The following is a 15,675-nucleotide window of genomic DNA, read 5'->3' as shown; positions in this document are numbered from 1 at the left end:
ACTGATGGAATATGCCGATGTCTTACCTTAGTTTGTTGAAAAAGGAAAAAAATATGGAATATGATACTTTAATAAATAACGGGTTGTTGATTAGCATGGCCCAAGGTTTGCCGGTTGTTGAGGATGGAGCGGTTTTGATAAAGGACGGCGTTATCAAAGCCTGCGGCAAGGCAAATGAATTTTTCGGTGTAAATGTAAAAAACCGTATTCATGCGGATCGAAAAATAATCATGCCCGGCCTGATCAATTGCCATACCCATCTTCCCATGTCCATGTTCAGGGGGCTGGCCGATGACCTTCCCCTTGATGTCTGGCTCAATGATCATATTTTTCCGGCTGAGGCCAAGCATGTGAACCCTGAATCAGTTGAAAAATGGAGCCGTCATTCATGCATTGAGATGCTGCTTTCCGGGACCACGACATGCTGTGACGGTTATTTCCATGAAGAAAGAGTGGCAAAAGCTGTTATGGAATCCGGTATCAGGGCGGTAACAGGGCAGGGTGTGATTGATTTTCCGGCCCCGGGTGTTGCTGATCCAAAAGAGAATGTAAGGGAGGCAATCGGGTTTGTGAAAAGATTTAAAGATGCATCGCCGCGATTATATCCTTCCATATTCTGCCATTCCCCCTATACCTGCTCAAAAGAAACCCTGACCGCTGCCAAAAAGGCTGCTGTGGATTTAGGAGTTCTTTTTCAGATCCATGTGGCGGAAACACGCAATGAAATAAATCTGGTGCAGGGACTTGGGAAGCTGTCCGTCATCAAATATCTTGATTCTATTGGTATTCTGGATGAAAAAACCTTGCTGGTTCATTCTGTCTGGATTGATGATGCAGACATTGCTGTTATTAAAAAAAACCGTGCCAGCGTGGTTCATTGTCCGGAATCCAATATGAAGCTGGCATCCGGGATAGCACCGGTTCCAAAGCTGATTGAAAAAGGGGTGCCTGTGGGTCTGGGCACGGACGGTTGTGCTTCCAATAATGACCATGATCTTTTTGCTGAAATGGATACGGCTGCCAAGCTGCACAAGGTTGCATTGCTGGACCCGTGTGTCATGGATGCTCGAACAACATTGAAAATGGCCACCATCAAGGGGGCCAAAGCTATTGGGCTGGATCATATTACCGGTTCCATTGAAAAAGGGAAAAGCGCGGACATTGTGCTGGTTGATATGGACAAGCCTCATGTAACCCCCATGTATGATCCCTTCTCAACTCTTGTGTATTCTTCAAAAGCCTCTGATGTCAGTCTTGTAATGGTAGATGGGAAAGTGTTGGTTCAGGAAGGAAAAATCCTTTAAAAAAGAGTGCAGCCTGTTCTGCTAGGGTCGGAACAGAACAGGCTGCTGGATAATGCTTGCCAAGGAGATGGGGTTTTGTTTTAGATTAACATTTTCCTGTCATTATCCATGATCGTTTATTTCTTTAATTTCCATATTTTTTTGTATCTATAACATTTTTGATTCTTATCAAGTTCGGTGTATGTCAAATCTTACTTGATAATTTATCTGGTTAGTTTATTTATATGCAAGGTAAGTATTTGTCAATATATATTTTTAAAAAATACAAAAAATATGCATTATTGACTAAAAATAACTAAAAATAACTTTTATGGGCGAGATTGAGGGGTGTTAATAGTTTAAAAAAGATTGTTTAAAAAAATATTGATTAATGCGAATACGGTTGTCACAATTTGGATTAAAGTATATCCTTCAAGAGTGAACAAGAGTGTATAATTAAATAAGGAGTACCCATGTTACAACCGCTGTTTATCAAAGCCACAAGTCTCTCAGATGCCTGGTTCCAGACCCTTTACAGGTGTGTGGAGCAAGGCAGGCCCTTTACCATTAATCGTGGATCATTTGAGGGTCAGAAAAGACTTGAATTCGACTTTATCACCATTCATATCACTCATCCGTATTCCATTCCCCTGCTGCCAAAGGTAAATCCTGCATTGGGATTTCCTGATCCCGTGGAAGAAGGTTATTTGGATGATTATCTGCCGTATCTTATGACTGGTGAGGAAAAAGAAGGTGAGTCCTATACATATGGGCAGCGGATCTGTAAATGTGATCTGGAATATCTGCCGGATGACTATAGAAAACTGACCAAAATTCTGGTTCAGGAAAAAGAGGTCTGGGAAGACAACAATATTTTAATTGAACAAGACAATAAATATTTTGTAAACCAGATGGAGCTGATGATCTGGACCTATAAAAACAAGGGGTACAGGAACAACCAGATGATTCTTCAAGTGGGGCAGCCGTCTGATATGGTATTGATTGATCCGCCCTGTCTTCGGCATATTGATACCCGGATTCAGGATGGAAAGCTTCATTTTTTCCCTTATTTCCGGTCATGGGATCTGTTTGGCGGTTTTCCTGCAAACCTTGCAGCCATTGAAATGATGAAACAATATTGTGCTGAACAGATCGGGGTTGAAAACGGTGAAATTATAGCATCATCCAAAGGGCTTCATATTTACGATTATGTGTTTGAAATTGCCGAGGCTATCAGGGGCCGTTCAATGGATGAATTTCGGAAAATGTCTTGATGCATGAAAAAAGGCTTTTTGAAATTTGTTTTCAAAAAGCCTTTTGAAAGTTTTTTTGCAAAAAAATCAGTCTACTTAAATATCAATCTCACATTTTTCATTTAAATGAAGCTTGAAAATATAAATTGCCAGTGCAATGACAGGCACGGCAAGCATAAACCCAAAAACAGGAAGCAGGGTGATTCCGATAATTATAAGGCCCAAAGCTGCGATCAGCATCAATGAACCCAGCATAAGCTTGGATATTTTCTGAGGGACACATTCTGTTGCTTTCATGACGTCCTCCTTATTTTATATGTTTAAACATATGACAGCCTTTTTAAATTTGCTTGGTGCAAACCATGCAGTTCATACTTTCAAAGATAAGAATGACTTTGAAAAATGCAACAACAAAAAATAAAGGAGTTTTGTTTGATCTTCCAAGTAAACCAAAATTCTGGTATGAATAATAGTGGGCCTTGAAGATTGAATTTAAAAATAAAGAAGCCATACCATGATTCAAAAAAGGCATCACCTGTTTTGTGATAAAATGGAGCAGGGCTGCCGGGTAAGGGTGCAAGGAGAAGAATGGCGGCAGAAAAATCCGATTTTACAGCTATGACAATGAATCTCAGGTTCGGCCTTGCCGATGATGGCGACAATTCATGGCCAAACCGGAAACAATTGTGTGCAGAACTGCTCAACCGGTATCCTTCAACTTTTTTGGGCATCCAGGAGTCCAATCACTTTCAAACCCGGTTTTTAATCCAAAATTTAAGGGATCATCATTTTATAGGCTGGCACAATCCTTCCAAAGAGAGATGGCAAAGCAATCTTATTTTTTATCACAAATCCTGGGAATGCCTTAGAAACAAACATTATTTTTTAACGGATACACCTGGCATTGAGTCCAAAATGCCGGGCAGCAAATGGCCACGGCAATGTGTCATCGGGTTGTTTCGCAAGGCATCTTACAAGGTGATTGTTGCAAATACCCATTTTGATTTTGAAGAATCCGTTCAAAAGAAAAGCGTTGCACTGGTGATCCGGTTTTTATCTGAATTTCCAGGGGACTGCCCGGTTATCGTAACCGGGGATTTTAATTCAAATCCGGATGGAAAAGCACATGCATTGTTCCGGGCCAAGGGTTTTTGTGAAGTGTTTGATAACCAGCACTCAACAACATTTCACAATTTCACCGGCGAAAAAACCCTGGATCATATAGATTGGATTTTGTATAGAGGCCATTTAAAGGTTATTCAAAAAAAAATAATCACCGATTCCATTTCAGGCCGTTATCCGTCAGACCATTACCCGGTCATGGCATTTTTTTCAATGACGAACTGATCAGAATTATTAGAAGAATTAAACATATAATAACCCGTATAGTAATTCTTTTGTTTACAATAATAATATCGGATTTATTTTAAGGTTTCAAAGACATCACCCCAATGAATTTTATAAAAAGGAGTTGTCATGAAAATAGAAAAAATACTTTGGCCGACTGATTTTTCAGCCAATGCTGAAAAAGCTCTTCCCTATGTTCAATCTTTAACCCGTCAATATGGCGCTGAAATATATGTGCTTTATGTTATTCGGGATATTGCTCATCATGAATCATGGTATGGGGAATTTGGAAAGACCCATATAAATGAACTCATGGAATGGGCTCATAAGTCTGCAATAAAAAGGCTGGATCAAATCTGCGACAAATACATGGACGGATGTCCTCTCTATGTCAAGCATGTTGCTGTGGGTGATCCTGCAGAGGAAATTTTAAAATTTATCGACACTGAGCAAGTGGATATGGTTGTCATGGCAAGTCACGGCGAAAAAGGAAAATTTCGTTTTGGATCCGTAACTGAAAAAGTTTTGAAAAATTCTCCTGTACCAGTAACTGCTATCCCTATTGTTCCTGATATTCCGGCCTGATAATGACCTGTGTGTTGTTTTTGTTTGCTTGAGTAAATTTTATGAAACCTGTATGTATTATGCCTTAATTCAATAACTTCTTGACGCTGAAACCTGAAAGGCATATGGTTTGTAAAATTTTACTTGTATATTAAGGATGCCGTATAATGGTTTTGCCGATACCAGGGCATATGGAGTCTCATTTTTTGATGATGCATATGCCTGTTTTGCTGAAAAGATTTTCACTATCGTATGAGAGAGACTGTTCATGTGTTGAGTATTTTTTGCACAGCAAAGAGAAAATGAAGCAAATTTCAAGAACCCTGATTTTTTCCCATGAGACATTTTCAAACAGTTTATATGTATCGAAATTTTATCCTGAAATATACAAAGAACTTCACTGTAAATATTTGTCGGCAGCCTGCTTTTATATGATGGCACACCATGCCGTAAAATTGTTTGATTTGTGTGATAATTGCTGTGTCAACCTGGAAACGGATGTCACGGTTTACGACAAATTTTATTCACGTCTGAATGAATTTGATTTTAAGATTAATTACAACAGGCCGTCTGAGCGGGTGTGTCTAAAGGGGCGGTATCGTGATCTTTTCTTTAATACGGACATGATTACAGACCACCTTAATTGACCGCTTGTTTGTATTTTGATTTACCCCTGCCGGCATTACTGCTGCCGGTAACCGTAAGGGTTTTTTATAAAATATCAAATGAAATATCTTTTGGTGTCTAATTTTTTAAAGGAGGTTTATCATGTCTGAAAAGAAAAAATTAACCAATAATGCAGGAGCTCCTGTTGCAGATAATCAGAACGTAATGACGGCAGGGCCTCGGGGGCCTCAATTGTTGCAGGATGTCTGGTTCCTGGAAAAACTGGCACACTTTGACCGTGAAGTGATCCCGGAAAGACGGATGCATGCCAAAGGTTCAGGTGCCTATGGAACCTTTACGGTTACCCACGATATTACAGCATACACCAAGGCAAAAATATTTTCTGAAATCGGTAAAAAGACTGAATTGTTTATGCGGTTTTCCACCGTGGCCGGCGAGCGGGGTGCTGCCGATGCTGAGCGGGATATCCGTGGATTTGCCGTTAAATTTTATACTGAGCAGGGCAACTGGGATCTTGTGGGAAACAATACCCCGGTTTTTTTTCTGCGTGATCCCTTAAAATTTCCCGATCTCAACCATGCCGTCAAAAGAGATCCCAGAACCAATATGAGAAGCGCATTAAACAATTGGGATTTTTGGACATCATTACCGGAAGCCCTTCATCAGGTGACCATTGTGATGAGTGACAGGGGGATTCCTGCTTCCTACCGCCACATGCATGGATTCGGCAGCCACACCTTCAGTTTGATCAGCGCTGATAACAAACGTTATTGGGTAAAATTCCATTTTCGTACCCAACAGGGAATTAAAAATCTGACCGACCAGGAAGCTGAAGCTGCCATTGGCAAATGCCGTGAAACCCACCAAAGAGATCTGTATGAGAGCATTGAAAAAGGGGATTTCCCCAAATGGACACTGTTTATCCAGGTGATGCCGGAGCAAGATGCAGCAACTTGTCCTTACAATCCGTTTGATTTAACAAAGGTCTGGTATCATAAGGATTACCCTCTTATTGAAGTGGGTGAGATGGAATTGAATAAGAATCCGGAAAATTATTTTGCCGAAGTTGAACAATCTGCTTTTAATCCGGCAAACATCGTTCCCGGAATCGGGTTTTCTCCTGACAAGATGCTCCAGGGGCGTCTTTTCTCCTATGCCGATGCCCAGCGGTATCGACTGGGTGTAAATCATCATCTGATTCCTGTTAATAAGGCCCGGTGTCCATTTCACAGTTATCATAGGGACGGTCAAATGAGGGTTGACGAAAATCACGGCTCCACTCTTGGTTATGAACCCAATAGTTTTGGACAATGGCAGGATCAGCCGGACTTCAGGGAGCCGCCGCTAAGCCTTGAAGGAGCAGCCGATCATTGGGATCACCGGGCTGATGAGGATTACTATAGCCAACCCGGCCGATTGTTTAAAATGATGAGTGACGAACAAAAAAAAGTTTTGTTTGAAAATACAGCTCGTTCCATTGCAGATGCTCCCAAACAGATTCAAATTCGCCATATTGAAAATTGTATGAAAGCAGATCCGGATTATGGTAAAGGCGTTGCAGATGCCATTGGTATCGGTCCGGATGAGATTTTAGGATAAATTTAAAATTCTGGATAGATTCCGGAATAAATGAGATTCCGGCATAAACGCCGGTTGTTCAATTCATAAACAATCGGGAAAACAAACGCCCCCTGTTTTCCCGATTGATCTTTTTTTTTGTTTTTTTGCAGCTTCATGATATCTTTATTACGCAATGATTCTTTTTGTTGATCCGGAATTGTATATGTCTCCTTTGGTTGTCTGGATGATGTTCCAAGAATAATTTAAAAGTTCCTGAAGTCCGGGGCGAATTAAACTTTTGCGAAATTTTGGTTTTAACCGGAATTAGTCGAGGGTGTTTGAGTGCCTTATGAAAAAAAAAATTGGTTGAGGATTATCCTAATAAAATAATAATAAGCAGAGCAAATGGTCATAAATAGTTGATAGATCAACCATTCGTATAATTTTAAAGTCTTGTTGGATTTCATAACTATCACTTCTTATTGTTCAATTTCAATTTTTTTTTAGTTGAAAAATTATTTTTTGCTTGACAATGCAATCGAACTGTCGCTATGTATTAATCATGAAATAGAAAGAATGACAGGGTTATATTTCATAACGGGTTATCTTATTTTCTAAAGAGGAGAGGGTTGTATGTCACCAAACAAATTTTTTAAGCATGAAGGGCCGTGGTCGGATGCAAATGATCCCCTGATGTGTTCTGATACCGGGGATTGGCGAAGCAAACGCCCGGTCGTTGATAAGGACAAATGCATCTTTTGTGGCTTTTGTGCGATTTATTGTCCGATTCAGGTAATGGAGATGGTTGAAAATTCGTATTTTTCGCCTGACCTGGCATTTTGTAAAGGCTGTGGGATCTGTGCCAAAGAGTGTCCCAAAGATGCAATTTCCATGGAGCCGGAGGGGGATTTTAAAAAATGATTACAAAAGTAATGGAAAAATCACAGATTAAGGTTATAACAGGAAATGCCGCAGCCGCAATTGCTGCGAAACTTGCCCGTCCGGACGTGGTGGCAGCATACCCGATTACACCCCAGACAGAAATTATCGAGCAGATTTCCAAATTTCATGCAAACGAAGAAATGGATTGTGAACTGATTACCGTTGAGGGCGAAAACTCCGCCATGAACGCTGTTATGGCCGCCTCCCTTGCCGGCGGGCGGGTATTTACGGCTACGTCTTCATGGGGGCTTGCATTCATGTATGATGCTGTTCTGGCAACAGCCGGAGCAAGGGCTCCCGTGGTCATGGTCAATGTAAACCGTGAAACACCCGGTATTATTGCCGTATCTTCAGGCCAGCAGGACATGATCTCCACAAGGGATTGCGGATGGATTTTCCTGATTGCCGAGGATTGTCAGGAAGTTCTTGACATGGTTCTCCAGGCCTATCGCCTGGCTGAAGATTATGACATCCAGGTGCCGGTTATGGTTCATTATGACGGGTTTTACCTGTCGTATCTGTCTGAAGGCGTGGATGTGCCTTTTCAGGAAGATGTGGATAAATTTTTAGCTGTTTTAAAAGATCAGCCGGAAAGAACAAAACTTACTCCCGGAGAAAAACTGGGCTGCGGTTCTCATGGAATCCTTGGCGGATATCTTGAGCTTCGGCACAAACATGTGTCTGCAATGGAGAGGTCCAAAGAGAAATTCAAGCAGATTGATAAGGAGTTTGAAGATATTTTCGGTCGCAGCTACGGTGGCCTTATTGAAGAATATCGAATGGATGATGCAGATGTGGTTCTGGTGGGTTCAGGTTCAATGTGCGGCACAATTAAAACCGTTATTGATACGAAAAGAGATGCAGGTGTCAAAGTCGGTCTTTTGAAGATGAGAATGTACAGGCCCTTCCCAAGCGAAGCAATGGTTAAAGCGCTCAAAGGCAAAAAAGCCATTGGCGTTGTGGACAGAAGCCTTTGTTTCGGATTCAAGGGCGGTCCCATATATACTGAACTCAAAGCTTTTGAAACAAAGCTTAACGGTTCAAAAATGATCAGTTTTATTGATGGTATTGCCAACACGGATATCACAACCGCCAATGTCGGGCAAATGATTGATACAACTTGTGATCTTGCTGCGGGCAAGGATGTTCGTGAAGTCACATGGGTTTCATATCCTGAAGCCCAGGAAGATGGAGGGCTTTAAGATGACGGAAAAAAAGAAAGGCAAACTGACAAAGGTTCTGGATCACCTCAAGCATGAGGACCCTTTTTCAAAAGGAGTGGCATTCTGCCCTGGCTGCGGTCTTGAGTTATTGATACGACTGATCCCAAGAATTTTGGGCAATGATATCGTCATTACCGGTACGCCATCGTGTTCAGCGCCAGTTCTGCTTGGGCAGAACAACCAGTCATGGCATAAACTGTCTTATTTCGGAACCTTGATGACAGGTGCTGCCGCCAATGCCACAGGTCTTGCCAGATATTACAGAAAAGCGGGCATTGATAACACGGTTGTCTGTTTCAACGGTGATGGAACAGCCGCAGATATCGGGTTTGGAAACCTGTCCGGTGCTGCGGAAAGAAACGAACCTTTTATTTATATTTGTTATGACAATGAAGGTTACATGAATACCGGTATCCAGAAAAGCGGCACCACCCCCTTTGGTGCGACCACAACAACAACGCCGTTTGGATCGGCTTCCAAAGGGAAGAATCTTAGAAGAATGAGTCTTGCCCTGAAAATGGCCATGCACAAAATTCCCTATGCCGCCACCGCCACCTTAAGCGACCTGGACGATCTTGCGAAAAAATTATTAAAAGCCAAAGAAGCCAAAAAAAGAGGTTTTGCATTCCTTCATATTCTTGCTCCCTGCACAACCGGCTGGGGTTTCGCACCTGAAAATACCATTGAAGTGTGCCGAAGGGCTGTAAAAACAAATTATTTTCCCCTTTGGGAAGCAGAAAATGGCAAAATCAGGATGACCAAAACCGTTAAAAAACCCAAACCTATATCCAACTATACCCAGTTGAGTAAAAAATTCGCTCATTTGAATGAAGCAGATCTTCAGATCCTTCAGGATGATGTGGATTACGAATACTGTATGTTGGGCGGGTTGAGCCAGCTGGAAGCAGAATGTCAGCTTCCGGTATCTGCGGAAGATTAGAGGAGGAAATACAAAATGAGTGAAGTCAGATTTCATGGTAGAGGGGGGCAGGGTGTTGTAACCACATCAAAAATCCTTGCAAATGCTTTTGCCAGGACCGGACAATTCGGTGCCAGTTTTCCAATGTTTGGGTTTGAAAGACGGGGAGCCCCTGTCACAGCTTTTGGAAGATTTTCAGACAAACCTGTACGGGAAAAAACACAGATTTATAATCCTGATATTATCGTGGTGCTTGATCCCAGCCAGAGAAATTCCGAAGCTGTTTTTCAAGGTTTGCTGCCAGGCGGAATGATGCTGTTGAATGATCCGGATAACACGGTAACTTTTTCCAATGACAATCTTAAAAAACTGGCAATTATTGATGCCAATAAAATTGCCTTGGAAGAGATCGGTCTTGCCATACCCAATACGGTAATCGTAGGTGCATTTGCCAGGATGTCGGGTCTGCTGGATATTGAACCGTGTTGTGACGCCCTGGAAGATTATTTTTCAGGTAAAAAGCTTGCGGCCAATATCGTGTGTGCCAAAAGAGGGTTTAACGAAGTGGAATTATTTGACCTTTAAATGATCAATAGTTGTGAAGGGTCAATCATAGGGATAACTTTAATATCTATAAAGGAGCCGTTATGCCAAGATGGGGAATGGTAATTGACGTAAAAAGATGTATCGCCTGCTGGGGTTGTACAATCGCATGTAAAGAGGAACATTTTCTTCCTCCGGGAGTATTCTTTAACAGGGTACTTATTGGAGAAACCGGGAAATTCCCGTCATCCAGCAAGTTGATCTATCCGATTCTCTGCAATCATTGTACTGATGCGGCATGTGTGGAAGCGTGTCCTACCGGAGCGACCTACATAAGAGAGGACGGGATTGTTGCGGTTGATGATGAAAAATGCGTCGGCTGCAGAGCGTGTCTTGTCAGCTGCCCGTATCAGCAGAGAACATATTATGATCAAAAAGTAAAAGACAAGGAATATTTTCCCGGACAGGGTAAAACCGAGATGGAACTGATCGGGGAAAAATTATATCCTTTTAAAGTGGGAACCGTTATTAAGTGCAATTTCTGCTCAGAACGTATTGACGAAGGGCTTAAAAAAGGCCTGACACCTGGCAAAGACGAAGATGCTTCGCCTGCCTGCGTTAATATCTGTCCGGTCGGAGCAAGAATTTTCGGTGATCTGGATGATCCCAACAGTGAGATCAGCCGTTTGATCATGGAGAAAAAAGGTAAACAGCTCCGGAAAGAATTTGGAACAGAACCGGCAGTTTATTACATTGATTAGGAAACAGGAGGAATTATGACCTATAAAACAGATGAAATTTGGGAAGACAAATGGGTAAATACCACCTGTGGCGTATGCTACTCCGGTTGTGCAGCAAGAGTTCGGGTGGTGAACGGTGTCCCTGTAAAAGTTGAAGGAATAAAAGACAGCACCATGGGCGGTGAAGGCTCTGGCCTTTGCGGTAAGGGTACGGCAGGGTTGATGTATTATCATGATCCCAACAGGATCAAAAAGCCTATGTTGAGAACCAATCCTGAAAAAGGGCTTGGTGTGGATCCGAAATGGAAAGAAATTGAATGGGATGAAGCACTTGATATTATTTCCACCAAGATGAAAAAAATCATGGAAGATGATCCCAACAAGATTCTTTTTACCAACCAGACAATGAGAGCTTCTGACGGCCCCCATAATCATGCGTATTTTTATGCCCAGGCATTTGGCGTGAAAAACAATGGTAACTTTATTATTGGCGGCGGAAGTCTTCATTGTGGAAATGCCTGCCATATGCTGGGTGGTTTGATTCATGGTGCATGGTCCATTGCTCCTGATTGGAGATATACAAAATATGTTTTAAAATGGGGTTCCAGTAAAGGCACCGGCTCCGGACATTCAGCCATGACCATGGCCCGGTTGAGAGCCGATGCAGTCAGACGCGGTATCAAGGAAACGGTTTTTGATCCAATGGGTAACTTTGCCGGCGGCAAGGCAACCGAATGGGTTGCAATTCTTCCGGGTACGGATGCTGCAGTTGGTCTGGCAATTGCCAACTATATTGTTAACACACGCGGTGAAATGGACATACTTTATCTTAAAGCCAAAACCAATTTCCCGTATCTGATTAAAGCCGACGGCGCATACATACGTCATGAAGACAGTAACAAACCAATGATATATGATGAGAAAGACGGTACGATCAAGGAGTATGACGACAAGACTCTTGCCTTTGAAAATTGCGCCCTTGATGGTGAATATGAATACAATGGTGAAAAAGTCAGACCCTGTTTTGTTCCTTTTAAAGAACATTTGAAACAATTTACACCGCAATGGGCCTCTGACATATCAACTGTTCCAGTTGCCAAGATTCTGGAAGTGGCCAAGGCCTGGGTGGATAATGCCCAGATCGGCTCCACCATTACCCTTGAAGGAAAAACTTTTCCGTACAGACCTGTTTCTTCCGTTACTTTCCGTGGCTCACAGGGTCATACAAACGGCATACATCAGGTGGCTGCCATTGACTTGATGGCCCAGCTTGTGGGTGCGGAAGACGTGCCCGGCGGTACACTTGGATGGCCTGCTATAAGACGTGCCTATCCGGGCGGCAATTACGAGCAGACCTGCAGCGTTGGTACGGACGGGGTTATTGTTCCTTCCGTATTCTATTCTCATGACCCCTGGCCGGTACATTCAGCCAGTCTGCCCGCCACCAACATGGGATGTGTCGATGTATGGACACACTGCACTCTTTCTCATATCCCCTATGTTGATGAAATGGAATACATTCATGAAAAATTCGGCATGAAATCCAAACCTGAAATGATTTTCGGGATTTCAGCCAACTTTATTATCAGTAATTCCGACTGGGATGTTGCTGTTAGAAATTTTAAAGACTGCTTTGTTGTTCAAAACGATTTGTGGATCAATGAAACAGACCAGGCCATTGGTGATCTTATTTTGCCGGATGTATCCTATCTTGAAAAAGATTGCTGGTCTTCTGAAATTGATGCGTTCTTCTTCTCCGGCAGTCCATCTCATGAAGACTGGTATGTACACCTTCAGCAGCCGGTTGCCGAACCTGTTGGCGAATCTCGTTTCTTCATGGATGTATATATTGATGTGGCCAAACGTGTGGGAGTCCTGGATAAGTTCAACCAGAAAATGAACGAGTACTACGGCGTTGAAGATCCTGAACTTCAGATCAAACCAGGTGAAGTTTTAACCTGGAAGCAGATCGGAGAAAGATTCCTGAAATGGGTCTATGGCAAAGACAAGGAAAAAATTGAAAAAAAGGGATATGCCACCTGGCCTAAAAAAATTGAAGATGTCTACTGGAGATGGGATATTGATTCCAGGTGCCCGGTTTATATGGAATACCTGATTCATGACAGAAAAGCCATGGAAGATATCTTTGAAAAAACCGGTTTTGATCTGGAAATGGAAATGGATCAGTATACGCCGCTTCCATCCTGGTTCTGGCCGGAATCCCATAAGGATCTGGATGATGAATATGACCTTCTGGCATTTTCTTACAGGGATATTTTGCACACCAACAATACAACCTTCCAGAATCCGTATGTGGATGAAGTATCAAAAATGTGTCCGTATACATTTACAATCACATTGAATACGACAATGGCAAAGAAAAGAGGGTTAAAAGACGGAGATATCATCTGGATTGAAACCAAAGCCGGGGTCAAGGAAAACGGTATTGTTAAAACCATGGAAGCACAGAGCCCTAAGGTTATCGGTATTGCCGGGCAGGGTGGTCTGTGGGCTGACGGACGACCCATTGCCAAAGGTAAAGGTGCCAACTTCTGCAAGTTGTTGCCGTCAAAACTGAAATATTTTGATCCTGTTGCAGGTAACATGGAAACCGCTGTTGCCGTTAAGATTTATAAAGACTAAAGGAGGAATATAACATGAGTAAGCAAATTCACGAACTTGAACAAATAATGTTTCCTCCTGACGGCAGCGGACTCAAGCCTTATGAGTGGATGGTAAACCCTACCCGCCAGCAGCAATGGATTGATGATAAAGGTATTTTTCTCTGGCTGGCTTTCTTTTTCTCAGAGATCGGAGCAGGCCTTTATTTTGTCTCTCTGTTTTATGAGAATACTGCAGGATTGATCATAGGCTGGCTGATTACCCTGATTCTTGGCGGCATTATTCATGTCCTCTACCTGGGAAATCCCTTTAGGGCCTGGCGAATGCTCATGAAACCCAATACGTCCGAGTTGTCCCGTGGAATTTGGGTTATAGGAGTCTTTGCAGTATTAGGGTTTCTACAGATGCTGACCGGCAGTTTTAATATTGTTTTTAACTTTATTATGGGAATTGTGTGCCTTTTAATTATTTCCCATGGATTTGCCACCATGAATGTCATCAGGGCTTTGCCGGCCTGGAGTTCAAATATGGTGCTGCCTTTATCCATCATATCCGGGGTATGGATTGGTCAGCAACTCTTGCAGTTCATGTTTGCCATTTCCGGATCTGCTGCGCTTGCATCTGGAATGGAAGTCTGGGCTGAGGTGTTTTTCTTTGCTTATTTCTTGTGCATACTGCTGTATGTCTGGGGAACCTATCACAGCAATGAAATCGGTAAGGCATCCGTTAAAATGCAGGTGAGCGGCGAAATGCTAAAGATCTCTCTTGTTGGTGTGGTTGGGCTTGGCATTGTTCTTCCGCTTATTTTCACCCTGATCATGTGGGGTGGGGATACCAATGGAGTTTTGATTTTCTTGAGGTTGGCCTGTGTTTTTGCAGGCGACCTTGCCATGCGGTATGTTATAATGAAAAGTGCAGTTTATAAGCCTTTGATTTAGGACTCAGGATTTAATAGCCTGAATTCTGCTTAAGACTTGTTATTATAATACACATAATAAACTTAAAGTCTTGTCTGTTCGGGTGATAAGCCAATCCTCAGTTCTAAATATAATGGTTCAAAAAGGGGTGGGAAAGAACATGATTTTTTCCTGCCCTTTTTTTTTGTTTTTAAGGACGAATAGTAGAAAATGTCACTTTGATGTTGAAAAATTCGTAAAATATTTATAATATGGCTATATAACAGTTGAAATTAAGCTATTCATGATTAAACTCAGGAATAATTCGTGTGGGAACGATATAAAACCGTATAAATATAAGGTGCTTTACACAAAAAAAATTGACTCTGAATCAAAAAACCGGTATCAAACCTTTTTTTGCAAAATAGGAAGTTATATGGCTGATAAAGAAAAAAAAGACAAAGCTGAAGAAAGTCAATTCCCATCACAGACCAAGGTGAAATTTGAGGTTTATGGAGAGGAAATGATTGAGAAAGAAGTGAAATCCAGCGGTAACAGCGGTAGAATTTATCTTCCGCCGAACTGGGTAGGGCATACTGTGAAGATCATAAAAGTAGAATAATAATGGAGGATCTTGTGGAAAACACAGTCAAAATAAGACAAATAACCTTTAATGATTCAGAGGCAATTCAATATATACGCAAGGCTATCTCTGATGATGATACACAAGTAAATTATAAAAAAACTATTGAGAGACAGATATCGGAAGGAGCCAGTAAATTTAGTCTGGTAGCTGAAATTAACGGGAATGTGGTGGGATATATTCTAAGTACCGCCCTTTACGCTGGGTTTGGGATTAAAAAGAGTGCCTGGATTATGGATGTTGGCGTTCATCCTGATTATATGGGGCAGGGCATTGGGTTAAAACTTGCAGGAAAAATTTGTGATATATGCAAAGATAAGGGGATTAAAGCTATATACTCCTCTGTCCTCTGGGATTCTACAGATGTGCTTTCTTTTTTTAAAAAGCTTGGATTTGAGAGAAGTAATTTTATCAACCTCAAAAAGAAAATGTAAAAAAAAGAATTATTTGAAGACCAGATCAGGCCATGAAAGTTTTTATATGAAAGTCTTAAAAAATTCATACAGAGGTTTT

16 protein-coding genes are annotated in these 15,675 nt (G+C 41.8%); 15 read left to right on the top strand and 1 reads right to left on the bottom strand.

All coding sequences use genetic code 11. The features are described from left to right. The first annotated feature begins 53 nt into the window (after positions 1–53). Both BLT94_RS17455 and BLT94_RS17450 read left to right on the top strand, forming a co-directional pair. Positions 54–1,304, top strand: a complete 1,251-nt coding sequence (locus BLT94_RS17455; protein ID WP_245743166.1) for an amidohydrolase family protein — start codon at positions 54–56, stop codon at positions 1,302–1,304. Between the two features lie 452 nt (positions 1,305–1,756). Then, the gene (locus tag BLT94_RS17450; RefSeq protein ID WP_014955751.1) at positions 1,757–2,557 is read left to right on the top strand and encodes a thymidylate synthase; all 801 of its coding nucleotides are present in this window, start codon (positions 1,757–1,759) and stop codon (positions 2,555–2,557) included. 75 nt (positions 2,558–2,632) lie between these two features. Here BLT94_RS17450 and BLT94_RS17445 read toward each other — a convergent pair whose 3' ends face one another. Further along, entirely contained in the window at positions 2,633–2,833 is a 201-nt protein-coding gene (locus BLT94_RS17445; RefSeq protein WP_092236879.1) for a hypothetical protein, read from the bottom strand. Between the two features lie 291 nt (positions 2,834–3,124). Here BLT94_RS17445 and BLT94_RS17435 point away from each other — a divergent pair, with 291 nt between their 5' ends. The 13 genes from BLT94_RS17435 (at position 3,125) to BLT94_RS17375 (ending at position 15,596) form a co-directional block, all read left to right on the top strand. Further along, positions 3,125–3,883, top strand: coding sequence for an endonuclease/exonuclease/phosphatase family protein (locus BLT94_RS17435; protein WP_014955752.1), 759 nt, complete (start codon positions 3,125–3,127; stop codon positions 3,881–3,883). Between the two features lie 129 nt (positions 3,884–4,012). Beyond that, on the top strand, positions 4,013–4,468 hold the full coding sequence (locus BLT94_RS17430) for a universal stress protein (protein ID WP_014955753.1): 456 nt from the start codon (positions 4,013–4,015) through the stop codon (positions 4,466–4,468). Between the two features lie 281 nt (positions 4,469–4,749). Beyond that, positions 4,750–5,094, top strand: a complete 345-nt coding sequence (locus tag BLT94_RS17425) for a hypothetical protein (protein WP_232508027.1) — start codon at positions 4,750–4,752, stop codon at positions 5,092–5,094. A 121-nt stretch (positions 5,095–5,215) separates the two neighbouring features. Beyond that, the gene (locus tag BLT94_RS17420) at positions 5,216–6,673 is read left to right on the top strand and encodes a catalase (protein WP_092236874.1); all 1,458 of its coding nucleotides are present in this window, start codon (positions 5,216–5,218) and stop codon (positions 6,671–6,673) included. A gap of 594 nt (positions 6,674–7,267) precedes the next feature. Further along, positions 7,268–7,555 (top strand): 4Fe-4S binding protein, encoded by a 288-nt coding sequence (locus BLT94_RS17415; protein WP_014955756.1) that lies wholly within the window; start codon positions 7,268–7,270, stop codon positions 7,553–7,555. Beyond that, positions 7,552–8,778 carry a pyruvate synthase subunit PorA gene (locus BLT94_RS17410; RefSeq protein WP_232508028.1) on the top strand — a complete coding sequence of 409 codons (1,227 nt, stop codon included), beginning with the start codon at positions 7,552–7,554 and terminating at the stop codon, positions 8,776–8,778. The genes BLT94_RS17415 and BLT94_RS17410 overlap by 4 nt, the downstream gene beginning before the upstream one ends. Before the next feature lies 1 nt (position 8,779). Further along, positions 8,780–9,739 (top strand): thiamine pyrophosphate-dependent enzyme, encoded by a 960-nt coding sequence (locus BLT94_RS17405; RefSeq protein ID WP_014955758.1) that lies wholly within the window; start codon positions 8,780–8,782, stop codon positions 9,737–9,739. A gap of 15 nt (positions 9,740–9,754) precedes the next feature. Further along, positions 9,755–10,303 carry a 2-oxoacid:acceptor oxidoreductase family protein gene (locus tag BLT94_RS17400; RefSeq protein WP_092236871.1) on the top strand — a complete coding sequence of 183 codons (549 nt, stop codon included), beginning with the start codon at positions 9,755–9,757 and terminating at the stop codon, positions 10,301–10,303. A 62-nt stretch (positions 10,304–10,365) separates the two neighbouring features. Beyond that, entirely contained in the window at positions 10,366–11,022 is a 657-nt protein-coding gene (locus BLT94_RS17395; protein WP_014955760.1) for a 4Fe-4S dicluster domain-containing protein, read from the top strand. Between the two features lie 15 nt (positions 11,023–11,037). Continuing rightward, entirely contained in the window at positions 11,038–13,644 is a 2,607-nt protein-coding gene (locus BLT94_RS17390; protein ID WP_092236869.1) for a molybdopterin-dependent oxidoreductase, read from the top strand. Positions 13,645–13,658: 14 nt separating this feature from the next. Further along, a complete protein-coding gene (locus BLT94_RS17385; protein WP_092236866.1) occupies positions 13,659–14,561 on the top strand; it encodes a DMSO reductase in 903 nt (300 codons plus the stop codon). 394 nt (positions 14,562–14,955) lie between these two features. Next, a complete protein-coding gene (locus BLT94_RS17380) occupies positions 14,956–15,141 on the top strand; it encodes a DUF2080 family transposase-associated protein (protein WP_014955763.1) in 186 nt (61 codons plus the stop codon). A gap of 14 nt (positions 15,142–15,155) precedes the next feature. Beyond that, the gene (locus BLT94_RS17375; protein ID WP_139169059.1) at positions 15,156–15,596 is read left to right on the top strand and encodes a GNAT family N-acetyltransferase; all 441 of its coding nucleotides are present in this window, start codon (positions 15,156–15,158) and stop codon (positions 15,594–15,596) included. The last annotated feature ends 79 nt before the right edge of the window (positions 15,597–15,675 follow it).

The sequence above is a fragment of the Desulfobacula phenolica genome, assembly GCF_900105645.1.
GTDB lineage: Bacteria > Desulfobacterota > Desulfobacteria > Desulfobacterales > Desulfobacteraceae > Desulfobacula > Desulfobacula toluolica.
This window is presented reverse-complemented; position numbering and strand designations above follow the sequence as displayed.